Raw genomic sequence first — 24372 nt, 5'->3', positions numbered from 1 at the left:
CGTCCACCCCTCCCCGCTCAAAAGGCCATGTCGACCGCGAGGCCGATCGTGCGGGGTTGCAGTGGAATCGTGGACAGGAACCCCGGATTGGTGGTCGCGACGTTGCTCGTGATCCGGCCCTCCGCATCCGTCAGGTTGCGCGCGTAGACCCGCAGCGTCCACCGGTCGTTGAAAGTGACCGATCCATTGAGGTCGAGCGTGGCATAGCCCTCCACCGGTACCGAAAGCGGCGAGCTTTCGACGGCCGAGACACGGTCGCCGACCATGCGGATGGCGCCGCCGAACCGGGCTTCGGCCGAGCTGCCCAGCGGGAAGCTGTAATCGGCCGTCATCGCGGCTGAGATTTTCGGCACGTTGGGCAACTGATCGCCATCCACGCAGTTGGTGGTCGTCTCGGTGCAGGTCGCATCGGTGTAGGCGAAGTTGGCGCCCACGTTCAGCCCTGCCGTCGGATGAATCAGCAACGCCGCTTCGACGCCCTTGCTGCGCGCCGTACCGGCATTGACCAGGCCGTTGATGCCCTCCGCAAAAGCGGCGGAGATCTGCAGGTCGTTCCAGTCGAGCAGGAAGGCCGCCGCATCGAGCGAAACCGCGCGATCGAGGAACTGTGCCTTTATGCCCGCCTCGTAGCTCGTCACGGTTTCGGAATCGACCGTCGCCGGGAAGCCCGGGAGGGCGACGTTTGGCCCCCCGGGGCGGTAGCCGCTCGCGACGCGTGCATAGATCATCGTGTCAGGACCGAGATTGATCTGGGGACTGATGCTGTAAGTTACGTTGTCCTCTTCCGAGGTGCCGGTGCCGCTCGCATCGAGGCCGAGCAACGGAATGCGGGTCACCTGGGAGAATGTCTGCTCGTTCCGGGCCCAGCGCAGACCGCCGGTGACATGGAACAGATCGCTGAGCTTCCAGGTCACGTTGCCGAAAACCGCGTACTCCTGATAGGTGTTGGGCAGCGCCACCACGGCAAAGGGATCGAACGCGGGGACCAGCTCCCCGTCGGTATCCAGCGCGCGGACGATCTGATCGTGGCTGTTGTCTTCGTCAGTGTAGAAGAAGCCGAGCATCCATTCGAACCGATCGCTGGGCGCCGAAGTGAGGCGGATTTCCTCGGTCCACTTCTTCTGATGCAGCGTCGCCGGATAGTTGGCCAGGCCGCCCCAGATCACCCCGTAGATGCGCGACGCGTCGCTGGTCTCGAGTATCTCGAGCTCGCTGTAGGAGGTGGTCGAACTCAGCTCCGCGAAGCCGAGGTCGTACGCGATCGTGCCCGAATAGAACTGGAAATCACTGGTGAACGGCTCGGGCAGCTGCGCATTGGTGCTGAGGAACGACGCACCGGGAGCCAACGGAACGTTGCCCATGCCTTCGTAAAGAACGCCCACGTTGTCCGACTCGACGGACTGCCAGAGACCGCTCAGTCGAACGGTCAGCGCCGAATCCGGCTGCCACAGCAAGGCCGCGCGGCCGCCCTCCTGCACCGCATCGTTCACATCTTTCTCACCGGTGAGGATGTTGTCGATGAACCCGGGCGTTTCCCGCCGCGAATAGCTGCCGCTGATTGCGAGTTCGTCGCGCACGAGGGGGACGTTCAGCATGGCGCTGGCCGCCCAGCCGGTCCCGTCTCCATGCGCGATCGAGAAGACCTCTCCTCCGGCGCGTGCCGTCAGCTCGGCGAGATCCGGCTGGACGGTCACATATTTGAACAGCCCGCCGATCGAGCTGGCCCCGTAAAGGGTGCCCTGCGGTCCCCGGAGCACCTCCAGCCGTTCTATGTCGTACGGCAGCAGATCGAGCGTGAAAGTCTGGCCCCGGTTGTAGATGCCGCTGGATCCGATCGGCGCATCGTCGAGATAGATCCCGACAGTCGCACTCGGGCCCATCGGAGCCACGCCGCGCAGCGACAGGGTCGACCGCCCGGGCGATCCGGCATTGTCGACCTGCAGACCCGGCACATAGGCCGCGTAATCCGCGAGCTGCGAACCGCCGCTCTCCTGCATCTGCTCCCCACCCACGACGCTGATCGAGATCGGGACGTCCTGGATGTTCTGGGTCCGCTTCTGCGCGGTGACGACGATTTCGCCGTCCGTCACGGTTGTCGCCGTATCCTCCTGCGCCTGCGCCGGCATCGCCGCCGCGACGGCCAGCACACTTCCTGCGATCCAGAGATTTTGCTTCATCGTCTCACCCCCACACTTGCGCGAGCAGCCGGCGGAAATTGCCGCCGAGCACTGCCCGGATGTTGTCGTTGGAATACCCGCGGCGGATCAGTTCCTCGGTCAGATCGAAGATCTTGCGAGGGTGATCGAAGCCGTCGATGTCGATCTTGTCGCGGAAGCCGTAGCTTCCCTTGTAGCTCGCCTTCAGCGCCGCGTACTCTTCCGGCACCATGTCGTCGTAGCCGTGGAGGTCGGCGTCGGAGCCGATGCCCACATGCTCGATACCGACCAGGTTCGCGACGTGATCGATGTGATCGACCATGTGGCTCACGCTCGTCGGGTCGGTCGCGCGAATGAACATTCGCACGCCGGTAATACCTATCGCCCCGCCCTTGGCCGCGAGCGCCCTGATCGCCTCGTCGGTCTTGACCCGCGGGTGGTCGACCAGCGCGCGCGCGTTGCTGTGCGTGATCGCAATCGGCCCCTTGGCGATGGCGATCGCGTCGAGCGTGGTCCGGTCGCCGCAGTGCGACACGTCGACCAGCATGTTCGCCTCTTCCATGGCAGCGATGATCGCCGCCCCGAAATCGCTGACGCCGCCGTCGACCCGCTCGGTGCTGCCCGAGCCGATCAGGTTCTGGCTGTTGTAGGTGAGCTGCGCACACCGAAGGCCGAGGCTGCGGAATCGCGCGACGTCCTCCACCGTCTCGAACTGTTCGGCATTCTGGATACCCATGATGACCGCACACTTGCCCTCGACCTTGGCGCGGTCGAGATCCTCGACCCGGCCGGCGAGGGTGAAGACGTGGCTGTTGCGGCCCACAAAACCCTGCCACCCGGCAAGATATTCGAGCGCTTGCGCCTGTGCATCGGGCCCGCCGATACCGTAGGCGGCATGAAACCCGGTGATGCCGCTGGCACGGAATTCCGCCGCTTCGGCATCGGTCAGCCGGTGAGCGACATAGGCGGGGTTCATCGTAATCTTGAGCGGCGCAAGCATGTCGATGACGAGCGTTTCGGCAACGAGATCGACCGCTCGGCGCGAGTAGGTACGCTCCGGCGCACCGGAGAAGGCGAACGCCCCTGTGGCGATCATCGGCGCCGCCACGGCTGCGCCGACTGCGCCCGCCATGACCGCGCGCCGCGTCGCGGGGAATGAACGCGCCATTCCTTCCTCCCTCAAGATTATCTATTTTGTCGAGTATTTGTCCTGATCGGAAAATTGTCAACCCATCCAGGACACGTTGCCTAACTAATATCCCCAGACGTCCGGCGGGCAGTGGATCATGCCGTCACGGTAGCGCACGCCCGGCGTGCGATCGCGGGCGAGGAAAGTCGGGCCATCGAGGTCGACGATGTCGCAGAGCTGGCCCACGAGGTAGGAGGGCGCCATCGACAGGCTCGTGCCCATCATGTTGCCGACCATGACCTCGAGCCCGAGCTGCCGCGCCTGGCGTGCGATCGCGAGCCCCTCGGTCAGCCCGCCGCACTTGTCGAGCTTGATGTTCACGATATCGAAGCGCCCGATCAACGACGGCGTATCGGCGAGCGACAGCGCACTCTCGTCGGCGGCGAAGGGCAGCGGACGCTTCAGTCCGTCCAGATCCCCCTCCTGTCCGCGCGGCAGGGGCTGTTCGAGGATCGTCACCCGATGCTGGACGAGCACCTCGAGCAGAGGCGGAAGCGTCTCCCGCCGATAGCCCTGGTTGGCGTCGACGCCGATCCATGCCTGCGGGCGCGCGGCACGGATCGCTGCGACACGGGCGGCGTCGTCCTCGAGGTCGCCGGTCAGCTTGACCTTGACCGGCGCGTGCGGGTCGATCGCGAGCGACGCCGCCGCCATCGCCTCGGGCGTGTCGGCACCGAGCGTCAACGTCGAGCGCAACGGGCGCGGCTCCGAGAGGTCTGCCAGTTCCCAAACGGGCCTGCCGGTACGCTTCGCCTCCAACTCCCAGTACGCGCAGTCGAGCGCGTTGCGCGCGCCGCCCGGCGGCAGCAGCTCTTGCAGGTCCTCGCGCGTCGCCCCCGCCTCGATCGCGCTCCGCACCCGTTCCGCCTCGGCGAGCATGTGGTCCGCGTCGTCGCCGAGGTAATAGACGCCCGCCCCCTCGCCCCGCCCGCGATGCTCCCCGTCCGCGATTTCGGCAACGAGCAGCGCGGTCTCGCTGAACACGTGACCGGAGATGCGGAACGGCTGGTGATAGGGAAAGCGCTCGACCCGAAGGTCGAGCGCCAGTTTCCGCCTGTCTCGCGTGGCCATCAATAGACCATCGAGAAGCCGTAGAGGTTGAAGGCGAAGGTCACCCAGACCAGCACCAGCGCCGCCAGCACCAGCAGGGCGCCGCCGACCTTCATCGTCCACCGGCGCCTGTCGCGGAAGCAGAGCCACAGGTGCCAGGCCGACGCCGCAAGCAGGCCGATCGTCGCCACAGGCGTCAGCACGCGCAGCAGGACGATGAGCCAGTCGAGGGGGCCGCCGAGGCTGCCGATGTCGCCCATGAAGGTCACCACCAGCATGACCCAGCCGAAGACCGCGAGCAGCACCAGCCAGGCGAAGATGCGCGACAGGCGCCAGGCCTTGCGGGAATCATTCTCCAGTACGAACGCCGCCTGAAAATGCCGGCGGACGAGCGCGCGCACCGGCCAGGCGAGCGCGGCGAGAAGCACCAGCGCCAGTGCCAGAAGCAGTGCGGGCACCAGCCACGCGCCGTTCGTGCCCGCGGACGCCGGCTCGAGAACCATGAAGGGCGAGACCGCATCCGTGCTCACGCGGACGACGCGGCCGTCCTTTACCTCGGCCGCCAGCCGCTCACCGGTGGCGGTATCGACCCAGACGAACGGCTCGACCTCCACCCAATCGCGCGCGGCTGCGCTGAGGCCATCGAGCGCCGGCATGGCGATCTTGCCATCCTCGCCCACAACGATCTGCATCTGGCTGAGCAGGCCGAGCAGCCCCATGAAGTTGGTGAACGAACCGCGGCTCGACACGTAGTAGCCCGCCAGCATTGCGGCATGCTCGCGCGCCGTCTCCGGGTCGACCCGTGCCGCCGGGTCGGGGCCGGGCAGGTAGCGGTCGGCGAATTCGTGAAACAGTGCGCTGCGCAGCGCCTGGGCCGCACCGTCCTTGCCCGCGCTGTTGACCGAGACGAAGAGCCCGATGTCGGCCTCGGGGAACAGCCACAGGTACGAATGGAACCACTCCGTGTCGCCGCCATGGCCGATCGCCCGGCGGCCGTTGACCCACTGCTCGTAGAAGCCGAGCGCCATCGTGTTGAGCGGCCCCACGCCCGGCGCACGATAGTCGTGCATCGTCCGGGCTGTCTCGGGCTGCAGCAAGGCCCCTCCTTCGTTGAGGTGCGCCATCATGAACTTGCCCATCGCCGCCCCCGACGCGGAAAGGCTCCCAGCCGGCGCGGGAATGACGATCTCGAACGGCTTCGCCTCCTGGGCCACGGTCGGATAGCCGCTCGACATGAACGGCTGCAGCGCTTCCGGAAGCGGCTGGCGGAAGGACGCGTAACGCATTTCCAGCGGCGCGAAGATGTGCCGCTCCACGTAGTCGTCGAACGGCTCTCCGCTCACCCGCTCGACGATATATCCGGCGAGCGCGGTTGCGTAATTGGAATAGGCAGGCGTGGTGCCGGGCGCGAAGACCCGCTCGGGCAGCGCCTCGCGTGCATAGGCCTGGAGCGGCATGACCGCGTCCGGATCGCTGCTGATCAGATGGCGGATCGATTCCTCGAAACCGGCCGTGTGCGTCAGAATGTGCCGCAGCGTGATCGGCTCACCTTCGTAATCCGGAATCTCGAAATCGAGGTAGGCGTTCACGTCCTCGTCGAGATCGAGCTTGCCTGCCTCGACCTGCTGCATCACCGCCGTCCAGGTGAACAGCTTCGACACCGAACCGGGCCGGAAAAGCGTGGTCTCGGGATCGACCGGCTTGCGCGTCGCGACGTCGGCGAAGCCGTAGCCCTTCTGCAGCACCGGACCGTCGCCGCGCACGACCACGACCACTGCTCCGGCAATCTGCCCGCGATCGAGCGCGAACGGCATGAAACCGTCGAGCCAGGCCTCGACGTCGGCCGCATCGAGCTCGGCCCGCTCTGCCTGCGCGGCGGACGCCGGCGGCGCGGAACTCTCCGGCTGCTCCGCTGGCTGCTGCGGCACAGGCCCCTGCGCCACCAGCGGCAGCGCCAGCAGCGCCGCCAGACCGATCATCAGCTTGCGAACAAAACGCATCGCTCTTTCCCCTCCCCTACAACTCCGTTCGTGACACCTTGCAGCATCTTCGGCGAGCCCTTACCAAGGAACAACAGTCGTTGGCCCGATGGGGACATAATGATCCTGATTGGAAAATTGTCAAACCCGAGTTGGAAGATTTGATGGCAGACATTGCCAATCCGCCGACGCTGGGAACGGTGTTGCGCGGCATCCGCTCGCGAAACGGCTGGACGCTCAAGGAGATGAGCGCCCGGTCCGGCATCCCGGTGTCGACGCTCTCGAAAGTCGAGCATGACCGCCTGACGCTGAGCTACGACAAGCTCCAGCAGCTCAGCCAGCGGCTCAACATCCGCATGTCCGACTTGTTCGCGGAAGGCGCGGAGGAGAGCGCGCCGCGCGTGACCGGCCGCCGCAGCATCGGCACACTGGACCAGGCGGTGCGCGTCACCACCGACAACTACGACTATCACTACCTCTGCACCGATCTGCGCCAGAAGCGCATGATCCCGATCCTCACCCGCATCCGCGCGCACAGCGCCAGCGAGTTCGGCGACCTCGTCCGCCACCAGGGCGAGGAATTCATCTACGTCCTCGAAGGCCAGATCGAGGTGCACTCGGAGTTCTACGACCCCGTCTTGCTCAAGACCGGGGAAAGCATCTATCTCGATTCGTCGATGGGCCACGCCTACGTCGTGGCGAAAGGCTGCGAGGAAGCGCTCGTCCTCGGCGTCTGCTCGAGCGCGGACGAAGGCCTGATGGACTCGCTGATGAACCTGCACGGCTGACCGCCAACCGCGGGGCCGGGAATGGTGAGCCCTGCTGGGTTCGAACCAGCGACCTACTGATTAAAAGTCAGTTGCTCTACCGACTGAGCTAAGGGCCCACGTGCGCTTCGGCGCCGAGGGGGGTTCACCTAGGGAGGGGGCGCGGGCGGGTCAAGCGGGCATGGAGATGGCGCGGCGTCAGCCCCGTCGCGGGATCGCGCCAGCGCGGCGCGATGGCTGCCGCCGGCGTGAGGACGAAAGTACGGCCGCGGAATTCAGGGTGGGGGATCGTCAGCCGCGCACTCCGGTGCGCGCCCCCGCTCCACAGCACCAGGTCGAGGTCGAGCACCCGCGCGCGCCAGCGCCGGCCGCGGCGGCGGCGGCCGAAGCCATGCTCGATGCGCTGGAGGGCCAAGAGCATCTCCTCGGGCGGCAGCGCGGTCTCGATCACCGCCGCGGCATTGGCGTAGCGCCGGTTCGAGGGGCCGAGCGGCGCCGTGTCGAAAATGGCGGAGCGCTCGACGATCCCGGCGCCTGCCGCTTCCAGCTCGGCGAGCGCAGCGGCGATCACCCGGCGCGGCGGCCCGTATCGCGGATGGCGGACGTTCGAGCCGAGCGCCACCAGATAGCGATGCGCGGTCAGATGTCCTCACAGATGCGGCGGTAGAGATGCGGGCGGCGGTCGCGGAAGAAGCCCATGCCCGCGCGGTGCTTCGCGGCGCGCGCGAGATCGATCCTCGCCACCAGAGCCCCGGTCTGCTCGGCGCCATACTCGCAGAGGAAGTCGCCCCATTCGTCGGTCACGAAGCTGTTGCCGTAGAACCGCTGCCCGTCTTCGGTGCCGATGCGGTTGGCGGCGATCACGGGCATGCAGTTCGACACTGCATGGCCGAGCATCGCGCGGCGCCACATGCGGCTCGTGTCGAGATCGGCGTCGTAGGGCTCGGACCCGATCGCGGTGGGATAGAACAGCAGTTCGGCCCCCATCAGCGCCATGACGCGCGCGCTTTCGGGATACCACTGGTCCCAGCAGATGCCGACGCCGATACGCGTGCCGAAGAGGTCCCACACCTTGAAGCCGTCGTTCCCGGGGCGGAAGTAGTACTTCTCCTCGTAACCCGGCCCGTCGGGGATGTGGCTCTTGCGGTAGGTGCCCATGATCTCGCCATCGGCGCCGATCATCGCGAGCGTGTTGTAGTAGTGGTGCCCGTCGCGCTCGAAGAAGCTGGTCGGGATCGCAACGCCGAGCTTCTTCGCCAGCGCCTGCATCGCGGCGACGGAGGGATGCTCGGCGACCGGCCGCGCGAGGGCGAACAGGCCCTCGTCCTCGACCTTGCAGAAGTAGGGGCCGGAGAAGAGCTCGGGCGGCAGCACGATCTGGGCGCCCTGCCGCGCGGCGTCCTCGACCAGCGCAGACACGGCGGCAATGTTCTCCTGCTCGTCGTTCGACGAGAGATCGAGCTGCAGGGCGGCAACGGTGATTTCGCTCATGCCCGCGCGATTACCGGCGCGGGCCCGCAGAGTCCATTCAGGCTGCGCCGAATCAGCGCTTGCGGAAGAGCAGCGTCATCCGGTCGCTTTCGCCCAGAGCCTTGAGGTCCTCCCGCTTGGTGGCGAGCGTGGGCGGCATTTCCCACACGCCTTCTGGGTGATCGGCGGTGTCGTTCGGATTGGCGTTGATCTCGCTCGCGGCGACCAGCTCGAAACCGAGCGCCTCGACGAAGCGGACCACGTCCTCCTGCCGCAGATAGCCCTTGCTGCCGTCGGCATAGTCGTCCGGCGCATCGGCTTTGGCGCGGTGCTGGACGATGCCCAGCATGCCGCCCGGCTTGAGCAGATCGCGCATGACGGTCAGTTCGCTGTCCGCGATGCCCCAGCGCATCATGTTGTGCAGCATGCGGATCACGAGCACCCGGTCGAACGTGCCCTTCTGCGCATCGGTCACGTCCTCGAGCGTGAGCCCCGCGAAGTTCGCGGCGGGCTTGCCGGTCCACTCCGCAGCCTTACCGGAAAATGCCGCAGCGCCCTCGCGAATGCCGGCCTGCCTCTGCTCGTCGAACGGACCCGAGTCGGGCGTGAAGTAGAGCCCGACGAGCTTGCCTTCGTCCCCCAGATAGTTGCCGAGCACACGCGAGTACCACCCGCCGCCGGGCGCATATTCGCCGACCTTCATGTCGGGTGCGATGCGGAAGAAGGCGATCGTCTCGGCCGGATGGCGGAACTCGTCGCGCGCGCGGTCCGCGTCGCGATTCGGATTGGCGATGGCGGCCGCGAGCGCGGGCTCCCCGGCGGCATTCTCGGCGGCATCCTGCGCGAACGCGGGTGCGGACATGGCAAATGCCGCAATCGGCGCGGCAGCGGCAAGCAGGAAACGCATCGGATTCTCTCCCCGAATGGACGGGGCGCAGTCTTAGGTCCGGACGGAGCGATGACAAGTGCGCATGCGCTGCCTATCTCCACCCGCGAAGGAGAAGGTCAATGGCGAACAGCGAGCAGGCGATCGTTGCCGGCGGGTGCTTCTGGTGCACCGAGGCGGTGTTCCGCGACGTGATCGGCGTCAGCGAGGTCGAGAGCGGCTATATCGGCGGCACGGTAGCGAACCCCACCTACAAGCAGGTCTGCAGCGGCGACACCGGTCACGCCGAAGCAATCCGGGTGACTTACGACCCGGACGTCATCACCCTGCCCGAAATCTACGACGTGTTCCTCGGCACGCACGATCCGACGCAATTGAACCGCCAGGGCAACGACGTCGGCACCCAGTACCGCAGCGCGATCTTCCCGCTCGACGATGCCCAACGCGAAGAGGCGGAGGCCGCGATCGCACGCTGGAACGCGGAGCACGACGGCGAAGCGGTCACGACGATCGAGGACCCTTCCGAATGGTATCCGGCCGAGGACTACCACCAGGAGTACTGGGAAGGCGAAGGTCAGCGGAACCCCTACTGCCTCGCGACCATCCCGCCCAAGCTGATGAAGCTGCGGAAGAGCTTTCAGGACAAGGTGAAAGCCTAATGCCCTGACCCTGAACCGCCGGACTTGCCCGCCGCGCCGCGGCGCGGCATAGCGCCCGGCATGAAGGCGGCAGACTGTACTATCTGCATCGCGTTCCCGCGTCGCTGACGCCAGGAACGACAGCGGGGAGCCCTGCGGCTCCCGGCACACCCTCGTATTATCTCGAGAAGTCCGGCGTTCGCGCCGGCGATGCAGCAGGTACTTTCATGACCAATTTCTTCGAAAGCCCCTTCCGGGGCATCACGCTCGACAAGCAGGTGACGCAGCCGAACATCCGCGTCGGGCGGTACAGCTACTATTCCGGCTATTACCACGGCCACAGCTTCGACGATTGCGCGCGCTTCATCCTGCCCGATGACGATGCGGACAAGCTGATCGTCGGCAGCTTCTGCTCGATCGGCACGGGCGCCGCCTTCATCATGGCGGGCAACCAGGGCCACCGGAACGACTGGATCAGCACCTTCCCGTTCTTCTGGATGCCCGAAGTGCCGGCGTTCGAAGGCGCGCAGAACGGCTTTCTGCCCGCCGGCGATACCGTGATCGGCGACGACGTCTGGATCGGCTCCGAAGCGATCGTCATGCCGGGCGTGACGATCGGCCATGGCGCCGTCATCGGCACGCGCGCGCTCGTCGCCCGCGATGTCGAGCCCTACACGATCGTCGGCGGCAATCCCGCCAGACCCATCCGCAAGCGGTTCGAGGAGAGGCAGATCGCGATGCTGCTCGAGATGCAGTGGTGGGATTGGCCGGAGGACCGGCTGCACGGCGCCATGCCGCTGCTCACCAGCGGCGATGTCGAGGGGCTCTACCGCTATTGGAACGAGACCCGGGGCGGGTGATCGAACGGGGCGGGCGGCTTCAGCTTCGGATCAGGCGCGGAAACGTGCGATGAAGAATCCGTCGAGGCCGCCCGCTTCGGCCAGCATGCCGGGGTCGGTACGGACCCAGCCCTCCGGCGCCGGCGAGATGTCGGCAGGCAGCTCCTCGGCCCGGATGGGCAGCGGCTCGAGACCCACTTTGCCGAGCTGCTCCTCACCCTCCTCGCGTTCGAGCGAACAGGTGGCGTAGACCAGCACACCGCCGGGCTTGAGCCATTCTGCGGCCCGGGCAAGCAGCGCGGTCTGGAGTTCCGCCATTTCGGCTATCTGGCGCGGGCCGATGCGGTGGAGCACGTCGGGGTGGCGCCGCGCGGTGCCGGTGGCGGTACAGGGCGCGTCGAGCAGGATCGCATCGAAACGGTGCTTCGGTTCCCAAGTCAGAGCATCGGCGCGGACGACACCTGCCTTCAGCCCGGTGCGCTTCAGGTTGTCCTTCAGCAGATCGAGCCGCCGCTTCGACACGTCGAGCGCGGTTACCTGCCACCCTGCGGCGGCGAGTTGCAGCGTCTTGCCGCCCGGCGCGGCGCAGAGGTCGAGCACGTGCCGCCCCTCCCCCTCGCCCAGCAGGCGCGCCGGCAGCGAGGCCGCGAGGTCCTGCACCCACCAGCCGCCGCCCGCGAAGCCGGGCAGTTGTTCGACGGGTGTGCCGCGCGGCAGCCGGACGTGGCCGGGCGCGAGCGACTCGCCGCCGAGCTGGACGGCGAGATTGGTCGCTTCACCCGGATCGTGCAGCGCGAGATCGAGCGGCGGCGGATCGGCGAGGCCTGCGGCGATCCGCGCCGCTGCCTCTCCCCACCGCATGCGAGCGGCTTCGGGCAGCGTCGGCACCTCCGGCAGGGCCGCGTTCTGCTTGGCCAGCGTGGAGAACACGCCGTGCGCCAGTCGCCGCGGGCCACCGCCGAGAAGCGGCAGAGCAGTCGCGATCACCGCGTGCGGCGGCGTGCCGAGGCGGAGCCACTGCGCCAGCATCAGCCGCAGCACGGCGCGCGGCTTGGCGTCGTCCGGCAGGCGCCTCTGGGTCGCACCGTCGATCAGCGCGTCGAAATCGACCAGCCAGCGCAGCGCCTCGCTTGCGATGGCGACCGCGAGCGCGCGATCGGGCGCGGCGCGCACCCCGCGCAGGGCGGCGCCTTCCGCCTGCTCGAGCGTCTCGCCCCGACGCAGAACCGCGTCGATCATATGCAGCGCGGCGCGGCGCGCGGGCAGTCCGGGGATTTCAGCCATCGCTGTGCCCTAGACGCCCTTGCGCCGGCCCGCCAGTGCGCGCATCTTGCAGTGATGCCTAAACGCGCAACCAAGCGGCCCGAGACGTTCGAGAAGCCCGCTCACTGGAGCGATGCGCCGCCGCCCAAGCCCGAGGCGGGCAAGCAGGACGAGGAGCTCAGCCCGACCCGCTACGGCGACTGGGTGAAGAACGGCATCGCCATCGATTTCTAGCGAGTCCCCGCGAAGGCGGGGGCCTCAGGCCGCCTGGGACGACTTTAACGCCCGAGCATTCGACCGAGCACCGCCCTGCATACGCAGCGCCAGTGGCATGAGGTCCCCGCCTTCGCGGGGACACAGGCTCACAGCGGCTTGAACGTCACCTTCAGCCCGTCCTTGGGCCGGGGGATCGGCCAAGGCTGCCACTGCGGCTCGTAGCCGTCCTCGATCGCGATCTCGTAGCGGGTGAGGAGCTGCGCCATCAGCACTTTCACCTGCATGTAGGCGAAGTGGAGCCCGAGGCACATGTGCGCTCCGCCGCCAAACGGGATCCAGGCGTACTTGTGCCGTTCCTTCACCGCCTCGGGCGTGAAACGCATCGGATCGAAGCGGGCGGGATCGGGCCAGTATTCTTCCATGCGGTGGACGAACTGCGCATTGATGCCGACCGGCGCGCCGGCGGGGATGCGATAGCCGCCGAACTCGAACTCGCGCAGCGCGCGGCGCGGCGTCGAGGGCACCGGCGGGATCATCCGCAGCGCTTCCTTGAACGCCATTTCGGTCAGCTCCAGCCTGCCGAGATCGTCGTAGCCGATATCGCCGCTGCCGCCGGTGATGGCGGTGATCTCGGCCCGCAGCCGTTCCTGCCACTCGGGATGCTTCGCCAGCAGCCAGACGAGCGTCGTCGCCGAGGAGGTGATCGTGTCGTGCGCCGCCATCATCAGGAAGTTCATGTGGTCGACGACTTCGTCGACCGGCAGCATCGAGCCGTCCTCCCGCGTCGCGGTGGCGAACTGGCTGAACATGTCCTGCCCGCCGCCTTCGGCGCGGCGCCGATGGGTTTCCTTCGTGAAATAGTCGACCAGGAACTCGCGCCCCTTCACGCCCTTGCGCATCAGCGTGAAGGGCAGCGGCGTGCGGATCGGCGCGACCGAGGCCTGGACCATGTAAACGAAAGCCTCGTTGATCCGGTCCGCCTCCGGCCCCCAGGGAAGGCCGATGAAGCTGTCCGCCGCGAGGTCGAGCGTGAGCTGCTTGATCGCCGGGTAGAACTGCATCGGCGCGCCGCCCCAGCCCTTCACCGCCTGTGCGATCCCGCGATTGAGGCTGCCGGCATAGTGCCGCATCGGCCCCGGCTTGAACGCGATCGAGAGCGCGCGGCGATCGGTGCGGTGATGGTCGAAGTCCATCAGCATCAGCCCGCGCGGGAACAGCCGGTCGAGGATCGGACCCCAGCCCTGTTCGGAAGAGAACAGCTTCTCGCGGTCGAACAGCACGAGCTCGTTGGCGTCGGCCCCGACCATGGCGATGTTCCAGCCGCCGAACGCCCTGCTCTTGTAGACCCGCCCATAAGTCTCGACCATGCGCCGGGTAAAGGCATGCGGATCGGCCAGCATCCGGAAAGTGTTGCCAACCACCGGCAATCCGCCTTCGCCGGGAATGTGCGCGATGTCGGCGTCGGTCAGCACGTTCTCGCGCCAGTGGCGCGGCGCGGGTTCGGCCGGAGCGTGGGCGGAAAGCGCGGGTTCGGCAAGCGTGGCCATGGCAACGGACCTCCTTACTTACCGCAGTGTAAGTAATCCGCGCGGTTAAATCCAGCCCGCAAGTTCGCGACGTACCAGCGCCTCCAGCATGTCCATTCCCGGCTCGCGCGCGTTGAGGCAGGCCAGCGCCGCGAACCGCTCGCCGCCCGCGCCGAGGAACTGATCGCGGCCCCGGATCGCCAGTTCCTCCAGCGTTTCGAGACAGTCCGCGGAGAAGCCTGGTGCGGCCACTACGAGCCGCTTGGTGCCCTTGTGTGCCTCTGTGACCAGCGTCCTGTCGGTCGCCGGTTCGAGCCATTTCGCCCGGCCAAAACGGCTCTGGAAGGTGGTATCTATCCGTAAGTTCGGTCGCCCCAGCGCTTCTTCCAGAAGCCGCGCGGTCTTGCGGCAGTGGCAATGGTAGGGATCGCCCAGGTGGAGCGTCCGCTCGGGCATGCCGTGGAAACTCAGCAGCAGAACCTCCGGCGCGAAGTCGAGCGCATCGAGCTGCGCGCCAATGTCGCGGGCGAGCGCGTCAATGTAGAGCGGGTCATCATGGTACGGCGGCAGCGTCCGCAATGCCGGTTGCCAACGCATTTCCCGCAGCTTGTCCGCAGCCTTGTCCACAACCGTCGCCGTCGTCGCGGCGCAGTACTGGGGATAGAGCGGCGCGAGCAGAATACGCTCGCAGCCTTCCTCCATCAGCGCCTGAAGCTCGCCGCCGATCGCCGGTTGGCCGTAGCGCATGGCCCAGCGGACCCGCACCCCCTCGCCCAGCCGCGCCTGCAACTTCGCCGCCTGCTCGGCCGTGATCGCCGCCAGCGGCGAACCGGCGTCGGTCCAGACCTGGCGATAGGCGTGTGCGCTCTTCTTCGGCCGCGTGGTGAGCACGAGCCCGCGCAGGATCGGCTGCCACGCCAGCCGCGGGATCTCGACCACGCGCGGATCGGAAAGGAACTCGGCGAGATAACGCTTCACGGACACCGCATCCGGCCCATCGGGCGTGCCGAGATTGACGAGCAGGACGCCGATACGCCCGCTCCTCACCGGCGCGTGATCGCGCGGCAAATTCTGTTCCTGCCAGGTCATAGGCCGCCCGATAGCAGCGGCAGGCGGCGCAGGCGAAGCCCCGTTGCCGAACGGAGCGCATTGGCGATCGCCGGTGCCGCCACCGCCACGCCGAGTTCACCCGGGTCGAACGGCTCCGCCTCGCTCGCAACGAAATCGACCTCGATTTCCGGCACGCCGGCCAGCAGCGGCAGGTTCAGGTCGGCGAGCCGGCCCTGGACCGGCAGCCCTTGCCGGTATTCGATCGCGGCGCCGAGCGCCTGCGCCATGCCGAAGACCAGCCCGCCTTCTATTTGCTGCCGCGCAATGTCGATATTGACGATCCGTCCGATGTCGACCGCCGCCGTCAGCCGGGTCACACGCACGCCGCCCTCGTCCTGCCGCGCCGTGGCGATGCAGGCTATCCGTCCACCGCCTGCCGCGCTGCCCATCCGGTGACAGGCGAGCCCCTTGCCGCTCTGATCAAGGCCCCCGTCCCATTCCGCAAGGCGCGCGGCGCGCTGGAGACATTCGGCCAGCCGCGCATCCTCCCCCAGCATCCCGATCCGGTACGACAGCGGTTCGCGCCCATGCCGCGTCGCCAGTTCGTCGATAAAGCATTCGATGAAGAACGCGGTGTAGCCATGCGCATTGGCGCGCATCCGGCCGCTGGGCATCCCGGTCGCAACCGGGAGGTGTTCGACCGTGACGTTGGGGATCGCGTAGGGCGGCAGCGCGCCTTCGGTCACCATCGGATCCGTTTCGCCGGCGGTGTTTTCCAGCGCGGCGCGGCTCGTCTCGTTGTCGAACAGCCGGCGGCCGAACTCGCGGGCCGCCGGCTGCGTCGCGATCCTGACCTTGAGCGCCGCTATCTCGCCGTCGGCGTTGGGGCGGACATTGGCCGAGACGATGGCCGACACCGGGGCCCGCGGGCGCCCGGCAAGCTGTTCCTCCCACCGCGACCAGACGAGTTGAACCGGCCGGCCGTGTTTCTCCCCCACCTCGCGCGCGATCAGCGCCACCTCGATCGCGTGGCCATGCTCGAGCCGCCGGTCGAAGCTGCCGCCTGCGGCCATCGGATAGAGGATCACGTCCGAGAGCGAGAGACCGGTCGCCTCGGCCGCGGCCCGGCGGGCCCGCTCCGGCGCCTGGCTTGCGATCCACAGCTCGAGCCGCCCGGCGGCGAAGCGTGCTGTCGCGCTGGCGGTTTCGAGCGTCGCGTGCGCCCCCGGCGCGACGTCGTAGCGCAAAGCGAGATCGGGTGCCTCGGTCCACTCGGCCCCTTCGCCTTGCACCGCGACCGCCTCTCCCGAGCCGCGCCGGATCGCTTCGTCGAGCTTCGCCTCGATCTCGCCGGAATCGAGCGGTCCGGCGACACGGAAACGCGGACGCATGGCCTGGAGCGCACGATCGGCGGCCCACCAGTTGCTCGCGACCGCGGCGAGCCACCGCTTACCCTCCACAACCTGCACCAGTTCGCGAATGCGCGCCGCCCGGCGCGGTTCGAAGTGCGACAGCTCCGCCTGAGCCGCCGGCCCATGCTTGATCGCCGCATAGACCATACCCGGCAGCCGCACGTCGCCCGCGAACAGGAAGCTTCCGTCGACTTTCGCAGGCAGGTCGAGCCGGGGGTACGACGTCGCCGCATCGGCCGCGCCCGCAATCGGGCGTTCGGAAGCGGGATGCGGCCGCAGCGGCGGCGGATCGGGCGGCTCGAGCTGCGCCGCCTCCGCCGCGAGTTCGGCAAAGCGCAGCCGGCGCTCGCCGTGGCGGACGAACCCGGCGGCTGCGTCGCATTCCTCCCACGCGACGCCCCACCGCTCGGCCGCAGCCATGCACAGGACCGCACGGGCCGAGGCCGCAGCGAGGCGGCAGGGACGCTCGTGCGCGGCGAGCGTGGTGCCCTCGGCCGTCGCGACGAAGCGCGTTTCCTGCGCATAGCGCTTTGCCAGGAGATCGCCGGGTTCGTCTGCGAGACCGGGCGCGAAAGGCATCCATAGCGGCGCCCATTGGGCGGCCAGCGGAACATTGGCGTAGGCCCCGCTCACGGGTGCGGATTCGACAGCGATCTGCCGCCAGTCCGCACCGAGCTCGACCGCGACGATCTGCGGCAGGATCGTCGTCACGCCTTGCCCCATTTCGAGCTGGGGCACGGCCACGGTGACGACGCCGTCCTGCGCGATCTTGAGCCAGGCGCCGAAGCCGTATTCACCACGCCCGGGCACCAGCGGGTCGGGGAAGTTTCGCGGGCGCAACGTCCAGGCAACGAGCAGCCCCCCGCCCACCGCGGCACCGATCAGGATCCCGCGGCGGCTGATCCGCATCCTCAGGCGTCCGCGCCGTCGAGCCAGTGTGAGAGCTTGTCCGCGATCGCGCGGAACGCCTCGCCCTGCGAGCCGTCGCCCGCGGCGGGCGGCGTTCCGGCGTCGCTCGCCTCGCGGATCTCGAGCGACAGTGGAATGCGCCCGAGGAAGGGCACACCCTTCGCCGCAGCGGCAGTCTCCACGCCGCCCGTGCCGAACGGATCGCTCACCTCGCCGCAATGGGGGCAGGCGTAGCCGGCCATGTTCTCGACCAGGCCGATCACGGGAATGGAGCCCGTTTCGAACAGCTGCATCGCGCGTGTCGCATCGATCAGAGCAAGGTCCTGCGGCGTCGAAACGATCACCGCGCCGGCGGGCTTGAAGCGCTGGAGCATCGTCAGCTGCACGTCGCCCGTGCCCGGCGGCAGGTCGATTAGCAGCAGCTCGGTGTCGCCCCAGTTCGCATCGATGAGCTGGCCGAGCGCGCTGCCGACCATCGGCCCGCGCCAGGCGATCGCCCGGCCGGGCTCGACCAGGTGCCCCATGGAGAGCACCGGCACGCCCCATTTGCTCTCGACCGGCACCAGCTTGTCGTTCTCGGCCACCGGCCGCTCGCCCTGGTTCGCGAGCAGCGTTGGCTGCGAAGGTCCGTAGATGTCCGCATCGACGATGCCGACCTTGCGGCCCGCGCGAGCGAGCGCGATCGCCAGATTCGCGGTCAGCGTCGACTTGCCGACCCCGCCCTTGCCCGATCCGATGGCGACGATCCGGCGCTGCGGGCGGTCCGCCATCATCGCAACCCGAACCTCCTCGACGCCCTCGGCCTGAGCCAGCAGGTCCTGCACCGCCCCTTCGATATCCTGCCGCGCCGACGCATCGAGACCGGAGGCATCGAGGATAGCGGTCACCTTGCCATCCGCAATGCGTAGCGATCGAACCCGCGCGGCGATCGCGTCGGGCAGGCGGGCTTTCAGCTCCTCGTCAGTCATGGCGCGGGTCACTAGCACCAAAATCGGCTGCGCAACCCCTGTTTTTCCCGCCATCGCCACCTATAAAGGCTGCCATGAACATCTTGGGCGGTTTTCAGAAACGCATAGCGCTGGCGATGGCCGGCAAGAGCCCGTGGGGCGGGAAGCCAGGGGGCAGCGGCGGCAAGGACGACGGCGAGCCGCCGGAAGAAACGCCGGCGGGGGAGGACCCGCCGCGCGGCCCCCGCAATCCGTGGCTCCCGGGCGGTGGCGGCGAGGAGCCGCGCCGTTCCGCCAATATCGAGGACATCTTCAAGCACCGCGGCGCCGAAGGTCCGCGCCGGCGAGGTGGTGGTGGTGGCGACGGCCCGCGGTTCCGGCTTCCCGACGGACCCGGAGGACGTAGCTGGTTCCCGCTCGCCGTCGCGGCGATCGCCGCGCTCTGGCTGTTCGTCACCAGCATCCACCAGGTCGCTCCGCGCGAACAGGGGATCGTCACCTGGCTGGGCGGCAAGTATTCGCACACGCTTTCCTCGGGCCTCAATTTCACGCTGCCTTGGCCGATCCAGGTGGTGGAGATCGAGAACGTCAGCCAGATCCGCTCCGAGAGCATCCCCGGGACCGACGAGGAGAAGCTGATCCTCACCGGAGACCAGAACCTGGTCGACCTGTCCTATCTCATCCGCTGGAACATCAAGGATCTGCAGCAGTTCAAATTCCAGCTCGCCGATCCGGAGGAAACGATCCGCGAGGTTGCCGAAGCCGCGATGCGCGCGTCGGTTGCCGAACAGGATCTCGACAGCGTGCTCTCCGGCGCCGGCCGCGCCATCATCGAGGAGCGTGTGCGCACCCGCATGCAGGCGATCCTCGACGCCTACCGCGCCGGCGTCGCGGTGCAGGGCATCGAGATCGAGAAGACCGATCCGCCAGCCGAAGTCGTCGAGGCGTTCAAGGACGTTTCCGCCGCGCAGCAGGACGCCGAAACCGCCGTCAACAGCGCCCGTGCTTACGCCCAGCGCGTGCTCGCACGGGCGCAGGGCGACGCGGCCGCGTTCGACAAGATCTACGAGGAATACCGTCTGGCGCCCCAAGTCACCCGCCAGCGGCTCTACTACGAAACGATGGAAATCGTGCTGAGCAAGACCGACAAGACGATTATCGAGGCGGACGGCGTCGTGCCGTATCTCCCGCTGCCCGAAGTGCAGCGCCGCTCGCAGGGCTCGCCGCCCGTCGTTGCCACTCCGGAGGGCCAGTGACATGACGCGCATCTGGCAAGACCACAAGGGCAGCGTAATCGCGCTCGGCGTAGCGCTCCTGGCGCTGCTTTCGAGCATCGTCATCGTGCCCGAGACGCATCAGGCGGTGATCATTCAGGGCGGCCGGCCCGACCGCGTCGCCAACCAGTTCCAGCCGGATGCGCCTTACGGCGAGACGGGCGCCGGTATCGTGCTCCGCATCCCCGGCTACGAGCGGGTGCAGATGATCGACAAGCGAATCCTCGATCTCGACATGGAGCGGCAGCAGGTGCTCTCCAGCGACCAGCAGCGGCTCCAGGTCGATGCCTATGCGCGCTTCCGCATCATCGACCCGGTGCTGACGGTCGAGAACGCGGGTTCGGAGGAAATCCTCCGCACGCAGCTCTCGCCGATCCTCACCTCGGTGTTGCGGCAGGAGCTCGGCCGCCGGTCGTTCGCTTCGCTGCTGACGGCGGAACGCGGCACGGCCATGGCGAACATTCGCGACGCGCTCGACCGCGAGGCGCGCAGCTACGGCGCGCAGATCATCGACGTGCGGATCAAGCGCGCCGACCTGCCCGACGGGGCTCCGCTCGCAGCCGCCTTCACCCGCATGCGGACCGACCGCGAGGAAGAAGCGGCGACGATTCGCGCCCAAGGCCAGAAGAACGCCCAGATCATCCGTGCCGAGGCCGAGGCCAACGCGGCTTCGACTTATGCCGCCGCCTACGGCAAGGACCCGGAGTTCTACGACTTCTATCGCGCGATGGAGAGCTATCGCCGCACCTTCGAGCAAGGCGAAGGCGAGAGCACGATGATCCTGTCGCCGGACAACGAATACCTGCGCCAGTTCCAGGGAGAGCGCTGACCACGCGATATTCAAGCCGGGTTCATGGCCTCGCGCCATCTATCCGGCACGGGACTGAGCGGCCCTTTCGAAGGGCTTTGTGACTGACGATTACGAGAGGAAGCATAAGGAAGTGAAGCCCGTGAAATACGCCTATGGCCTGACTTCGGCACTCCTTGTCGGCGGCGCCACGATCTCGCTCGCGACCGGATACCCCGCCGGCGCGCAAGTCGCCCAGAACGACGACAGCCGCATCGCGAGCGCCGTCCCCCGCGCCGGAGCCCCCGAAAGCTTTGCGGACCTGACAGCGCAGCTCCAGCCTGCGGTGGTCAACATCTCCACCCGGCAGCGGGTGGAGGTGCAGAGCGTCAATCCCTTCGCCGGCACGCCGTTCGAGAATTTCTTCGGCCGCCGTGGCGGATCCGAACCGCAGTACCGTGAGGGTCAGTCGCTCGGCTCAGGCTTCATCATTTCGGCCGACGGCTACGTCGTCACCAACAATCACGTCGTCAGCCCGCCGGGCGGCAACGGCACGGTGGAGGAGATCACCGTCACCATGCCCGACGGCACCGAGTATCCGGCGGAGATGATCGGTTCGGACGCGGCCTCCGACCTCGCGGTGCTCAAGATCGCCCGCGACGAGCCGTTCCCGTTCGTCGAGTTCGGCGATTCGCGGCAAGCGCGCGCGGGCGACTGGGTGGTCGCGATCGGCAACCCATTCGGACTCGGCGGCACCGTTACGTCCGGCATCATTTCCTCGGTCCTGCGAACCGCGGGCGCCGGCGCCTACGACCGCTACATTCAGACCGACGCCAGCATCAACCGGGGCAACTCGGGCGGGCCGCTGTTCGACATGCGCGGCAACGTCATCGGCATCAACAACGCCATCCTGTCGCCCACCGGCGGCAGTGTCGGGATCGGCTTCGCGATTCCGGCCGAGATCGCGGCCCCGATCGTCGAGCAACTCCGCCGCGGCGAGGAAATCGAGCGGGGTTATCTGGGCGTCCGCATCCAGCCGGTGACCGAGGACATGGCCGATTCGCTCGGGCTCCAGCGCAACGTCGGAGAGTTCGTGCAGTCGGTCGAACCCGGCGCCGCTGCCGACGAGGCCGGCATCCAGGCAGGCGACGTGGTCGTGGAAGTGAACGGCGAGGCCGTAACGCCCGATCAGACGCTTTCCTTCCTGGTCGCCAACATCAAGCCCGGCACGCGCATTCCGGTCGAGCTCTATCGCGACGGCAGGCGGCGGAACGTGAACGTGACCGTCGGCAAGCGGCCGAGCGAGGCCGAGCTCGCCCAGCAGCAGATGTTCGATCCCAATGCCGAACCGGAAGTTCCGCAAGGGACCGAAGGCGGCGCGATCGGAGAGAGCCTTGGCCTTCAGGCGATCGAGCTTACCCCGCAAATCCGGCGCCAGCTCGGCGTGTCGGCCGATACCGCGGGCGTGATCGTCGCCGCGGTCGACCCGAACTCGGACGCGGCGCGCAAGGGCCTGCAGCGCGGCGATATCGTGCTGAGCGCCAACTACACCGAGACTGGGTCGGTGTCGGAGCTCGAACAGGTGGTGCGCCAGGCCAAGGAAAGCGGCCGCGAAGCCGTCCTCCTGCGGATCCAGCGGCGCGGCCAGCCGGCGATCTACGTACCCATCAGGCTCCGCTAAGCACCGGACGCAGTTTGAACGAACCAAGGCCCTCCCCGCCGGGAGGGCCTTTTTCGTTGCAGCACGGCGGCGTGCTGATCACGAATTACGGGTTGAGTCTCATCGCCTTCGATGAATCCTGCGGGCGCGAGAGCGGCAGCCCCTATTCGGTCCCGCCGGTTCCCGGCTGGGGTGTGGGCGCCGGGGCGCGGGGCTGAAGCCGGATCGGCGGCGGGGACGGCCTGCCCTGCGGCTCGGCGCGGCCCGTCGCGCGATCGAGGAAGTCGTCGCTTGCGGCCTGGCCGGGATCGCCACTGCTCGCTGGAGGTGGCGGCTGGCGCGGGCGATCGCCGGGCGGCAGTTCGCCTTCGATCGGGAAGGGGAACTCGCCTGGCTCTTCAGGAACACCCGGTTCGATCAGGTTCCCCTGCTCGTCGATGTAGTAGTAGTCGTCCGGCTCGCCGTAATAATACTCATCATCCGGCTCGAGCTGCCACTCGGGCAATTGCACTTCGGTATCGAACTGCTCGACCGGGCGGTCTTTCACTGCATAGCGCATGTAGGCCGCGAAGGCCTGCGCCGGCGCGCGGCCGCCCTGCAGGCCCGGCACCGGATCGGCATTGTCGCGGCCCATCCACACGCCAGTGGTCACACCGCTGGAGAAGCCCAGGAACCAACCGTCCTTGTTCGAATTGGTCGTGCCGGTCTTGCCTGCGACCGGCCGGCCGATCTGAGCCGCACGCCCGGTCCCGGTGTTGACGGTCGTCTGGAGCAGGTCGGTGATACCCGCCGCCACGTAATCCGGCACCAGTTGGGTCGAACGCGGTGCTTCATGCTGGTAAAGCACTTCGCCGTCGGCTGTCGTGACCTTGACGATGCCGTAGGGTTCGACCGAGGTGCCTTTCGCCGAGATCGCGGCGAAGGCGCGCGTCATATCGATCACGCGCACTTCCGAACTGCCGAGCACCATGGCGGGATAAGTGGAGATCGGCGTGGTGATGCCGAAGCGCTTGGCCATCGAGGCTACGGTGCCGAAGCCGACCTCGTTGCCGAGCTGCGCCGCGACCGTGTTCTTCGAGTAGGCGAAAGCGGCGCGCATATCGATCTCGCCGGCGTAAGTGCCGCCCGAATTGCGTGGGCTCCAGCCGTCGATCGTCACCGGCGCATCGACCACGCGGTCGTCGGGCGTGTAGCCGGCCTCGAGCGCAGCGAGATAGACGAACAGCTTCCATGCCGAACCGGGCTGGCGCAGCGCGTTCGTCGCGCGGTTGTAGTTGGTTGCGACGTAGTCGGTCCCGCCGACCATCGCCAGGATCGCGCCGTCGCGGTCGAGGCTGACGAGCGCCCCCTGCGCGCCGGCGGGCGTGTTCGACTTGACCGCCGCAGTCGCTGCGCGCTGCATGCCGACGTCGATCGTGGTCCAGACCTCGATCGGCTCAAACGTCTCGGGCAGCAGCAGGTCGAGCTGCGGCAGCGCCCAGTCGGTGAAGTAGCGCACCGAATTCTGCGCGCGCTCTTCCTTGAGATTCACGGTCGAGGGATCGACGCTCGCCTCGCTCGCGGTGATGCGTCCCTGTTCGCGCATGAGCCGCAGCACGACGTTCGCGCGGCCCACCGCGGCCTCGACATCGGCGGTCGGCGAATAGCGGCTCGGTGCCTTCACCAGCCCAGCGATGATCGCCGCCTCGGCGGTCGAGAGCTCGGTCGCCGGATGGCTGAAGAACTTCCGGCTTGCGCTGTCGATGCCGTAGGCGCCGCCGCCGAAGTAGACCTTGTTGAGATAGAGCTCGAGGATCTCTTCCTTGGAGAACTTGCTTTCCAGCGCGATCGCGAGGACCGCCTCGCGCAGCTTGCGGTCGAGCGAGCGGTTGGAATTGAGGAAGACGTTGCGTGCGAGCTGCTGGGTGATGGTCGAGGTCGCGGAAATGCGTCCGTCGCCCGTCATCGCCACCCAGAGCGCGCGGGCGAGGCCGTAGGGATCGATCCCGAAATGCGTGTAGTAACGCCGGTCCTCGACCGAGATCATCGCATCCTTCATCACCTGCGGGATCTCGGAGCTGTCGAGCCACTCGCCGTAGCTCGGCCCGAGTTCGACGATTTCGGTCCCGTCGCGTGCGCGTACGATGATCGTCTGGGCGTTGTCGGTCGCCTTGAGCTCGCCGTAGCTGGGCAGCGAGCGCGCCGCGAAGGCGACCGCGAGGCCGAGAAAGAGGGCGCCGAGCAGCGCGAGTGCGCCGGCCCAGATGAGCAGGCGCCGGGCCCACAGGCGCCAGCCGCTCGCCGTGCGCTTGCCGGTCGACTTCGGTGCCTTCCGCCGGCTCCCCCGCTTCGCCATCAGTATTCGCTTACCTTCT

The 24372-nt window shown here is 67.7% G+C and carries 20 protein-coding genes and 1 tRNA gene; 7 read left to right on the top strand and 14 right to left on the bottom strand.

Features of this window, described 5'->3' with window-relative positions; all coding sequences use genetic code 11:
- Positions 1-17 precede the first annotated feature (17 nt).
- The 4 genes from AC3A5N_RS08715 to AC3A5N_RS08700 form a co-directional block, all read right to left on the bottom strand.
- On the bottom strand, positions 18-2177 hold the full coding sequence (locus AC3A5N_RS08715; RefSeq protein WP_487736929.1) for a TonB-dependent receptor: 2160 nt from the start codon (positions 2175-2177) through the stop codon (positions 18-20).
- A gap of 4 nt (positions 2178-2181) precedes the next feature.
- Positions 2182-3324, bottom strand: coding sequence for a dipeptidase (locus AC3A5N_RS08710; RefSeq protein WP_487736928.1), 1143 nt, complete (start codon positions 3322-3324; stop codon positions 2182-2184).
- Between the two features lie 84 nt (positions 3325-3408).
- A complete protein-coding gene (locus AC3A5N_RS08705; protein WP_487736927.1) occupies positions 3409-4416 on the bottom strand; it encodes a dipeptide epimerase in 1008 nt (335 codons plus the stop codon).
- Entirely contained in the window at positions 4416-6395 is a 1980-nt protein-coding gene (locus AC3A5N_RS08700) for a serine hydrolase domain-containing protein (RefSeq protein WP_487736926.1), read from the bottom strand. Before AC3A5N_RS08700 ends, AC3A5N_RS08705 begins: the two co-directional genes overlap by 1 nt.
- Before the next feature lie 143 nt (positions 6396-6538).
- On the opposite strand from AC3A5N_RS08700, the gene AC3A5N_RS08695 reads away from it, so the two are divergent.
- The gene (locus AC3A5N_RS08695) at positions 6539-7162 is read left to right on the top strand and encodes a helix-turn-helix domain-containing protein (RefSeq protein ID WP_487736925.1); all 624 of its coding nucleotides are present in this window, start codon (positions 6539-6541) and stop codon (positions 7160-7162) included.
- 22 nt (positions 7163-7184) lie between these two features.
- Here the strand turns inward: AC3A5N_RS08695 and AC3A5N_RS08690 are convergent.
- The 4 genes from AC3A5N_RS08690 to AC3A5N_RS08675 all read right to left on the bottom strand — a co-directional run bounded on the left by AC3A5N_RS08690 (position 7185) and on the right by AC3A5N_RS08675 (position 9518).
- Positions 7185-7260: transfer RNA gene (locus tag AC3A5N_RS08690), tRNA-Lys, on the bottom strand.
- A gap of 26 nt (positions 7261-7286) precedes the next feature.
- A complete protein-coding gene (gene folK / locus AC3A5N_RS08685) occupies positions 7287-7763 on the bottom strand; it encodes a 2-amino-4-hydroxy-6-hydroxymethyldihydropteridine diphosphokinase (protein ID WP_487736924.1) in 477 nt (158 codons plus the stop codon).
- A 17-nt stretch (positions 7764-7780) separates the two neighbouring features.
- The gene (aguB, locus tag AC3A5N_RS08680; protein ID WP_487736923.1) at positions 7781-8632 is read right to left on the bottom strand and encodes an N-carbamoylputrescine amidase; all 852 of its coding nucleotides are present in this window, start codon (positions 8630-8632) and stop codon (positions 7781-7783) included.
- 52 nt (positions 8633-8684) lie between these two features.
- A complete protein-coding gene (locus AC3A5N_RS08675) occupies positions 8685-9518 on the bottom strand; it encodes a class I SAM-dependent methyltransferase (RefSeq protein ID WP_487736922.1) in 834 nt (277 codons plus the stop codon).
- Positions 9519-9619: 101 nt separating this feature from the next.
- Between AC3A5N_RS08675 and msrA the strand changes: the two genes are divergently transcribed.
- Positions 9620-10156, top strand: a complete 537-nt coding sequence (msrA, locus tag AC3A5N_RS08670) for a peptide-methionine (S)-S-oxide reductase MsrA (protein ID WP_487736921.1) — start codon at positions 9620-9622, stop codon at positions 10154-10156.
- A gap of 206 nt (positions 10157-10362) precedes the next feature.
- A complete protein-coding gene (catB, locus tag AC3A5N_RS08665) occupies positions 10363-10995 on the top strand; it encodes a type B chloramphenicol O-acetyltransferase (RefSeq protein ID WP_487736920.1) in 633 nt (210 codons plus the stop codon).
- 30 nt (positions 10996-11025) lie between these two features.
- Here catB and AC3A5N_RS08660 read toward each other — a convergent pair whose 3' ends face one another.
- Entirely contained in the window at positions 11026-12258 is a 1233-nt protein-coding gene (locus tag AC3A5N_RS08660; protein WP_487736919.1) for an RsmB/NOP family class I SAM-dependent RNA methyltransferase, read from the bottom strand.
- Between the two features lie 54 nt (positions 12259-12312).
- Between AC3A5N_RS08660 and AC3A5N_RS08655 the strand changes: the two genes are divergently transcribed.
- Positions 12313-12471 carry a DUF1674 domain-containing protein gene (locus AC3A5N_RS08655; RefSeq protein WP_129524572.1) on the top strand — a complete coding sequence of 53 codons (159 nt, stop codon included), beginning with the start codon at positions 12313-12315 and terminating at the stop codon, positions 12469-12471.
- Between the two features lie 128 nt (positions 12472-12599).
- On the opposite strand, the gene AC3A5N_RS08650 is transcribed toward AC3A5N_RS08655, so the two are convergent.
- From AC3A5N_RS08650 to AC3A5N_RS08635, 4 genes are read right to left on the bottom strand one after another with little or no spacing between them, the layout of a single operon-like run.
- Positions 12600-14000, bottom strand: coding sequence for a cytochrome P450 (locus AC3A5N_RS08650; RefSeq protein WP_487736918.1), 1401 nt, complete (start codon positions 13998-14000; stop codon positions 12600-12602).
- Between the two features lie 45 nt (positions 14001-14045).
- Positions 14046-15068, bottom strand: coding sequence for a ferrochelatase (hemH, locus tag AC3A5N_RS08645; protein WP_487736917.1), 1023 nt, complete (start codon positions 15066-15068; stop codon positions 14046-14048).
- Positions 15065-17350: a molybdopterin cofactor-binding domain-containing protein gene (locus AC3A5N_RS08640; protein ID WP_487736916.1), complete on the bottom strand. Its 2286-nt coding sequence runs from the start codon at positions 17348-17350 to the stop codon at positions 15065-15067. The genes hemH and AC3A5N_RS08640 overlap by 4 nt, the downstream gene beginning before the upstream one ends.
- Positions 17351-17352: 2 nt before the next feature.
- Positions 17353-18318: an Mrp/NBP35 family ATP-binding protein gene (locus AC3A5N_RS08635; RefSeq protein ID WP_487736915.1), complete on the bottom strand. Its 966-nt coding sequence runs from the start codon at positions 18316-18318 to the stop codon at positions 17353-17355.
- A gap of 74 nt (positions 18319-18392) precedes the next feature.
- Here AC3A5N_RS08635 and hflK point away from each other — a divergent pair, with 74 nt between their 5' ends.
- The 3 genes from hflK to AC3A5N_RS08620 all read left to right on the top strand — a co-directional run bounded on the left by hflK (position 18393) and on the right by AC3A5N_RS08620 (position 22039).
- Positions 18393-19553 carry a protease modulator HflK gene (hflK, locus tag AC3A5N_RS08630; protein ID WP_487736914.1) on the top strand — a complete coding sequence of 387 codons (1161 nt, stop codon included), beginning with the start codon at positions 18393-18395 and terminating at the stop codon, positions 19551-19553.
- Position 19554: 1 nt separating this feature from the next.
- Positions 19555-20400 carry a protease modulator HflC gene (hflC, locus tag AC3A5N_RS08625; protein WP_487736913.1) on the top strand — a complete coding sequence of 282 codons (846 nt, stop codon included), beginning with the start codon at positions 19555-19557 and terminating at the stop codon, positions 20398-20400.
- A gap of 121 nt (positions 20401-20521) precedes the next feature.
- Positions 20522-22039 carry a Do family serine endopeptidase gene (locus tag AC3A5N_RS08620; RefSeq protein WP_487737200.1) on the top strand — a complete coding sequence of 506 codons (1518 nt, stop codon included), beginning with the start codon at positions 20522-20524 and terminating at the stop codon, positions 22037-22039.
- Positions 22040-22181: 142 nt separating this feature from the next.
- On the opposite strand, the gene AC3A5N_RS08615 is transcribed toward AC3A5N_RS08620, so the two are convergent.
- A complete protein-coding gene (locus AC3A5N_RS08615) occupies positions 22182-24353 on the bottom strand; it encodes a PBP1A family penicillin-binding protein (protein ID WP_487736912.1) in 2172 nt (723 codons plus the stop codon).
- Positions 24354-24372: the final 19 nt, after the last annotated feature.

Source organism: Pelagerythrobacter sp. Soil_C_18 (assembly GCF_057657235.1).
The sequence above is the reverse complement of the archived record's forward strand: the minus strand, read 5'-3'. Positions and strand labels throughout refer to the sequence as shown.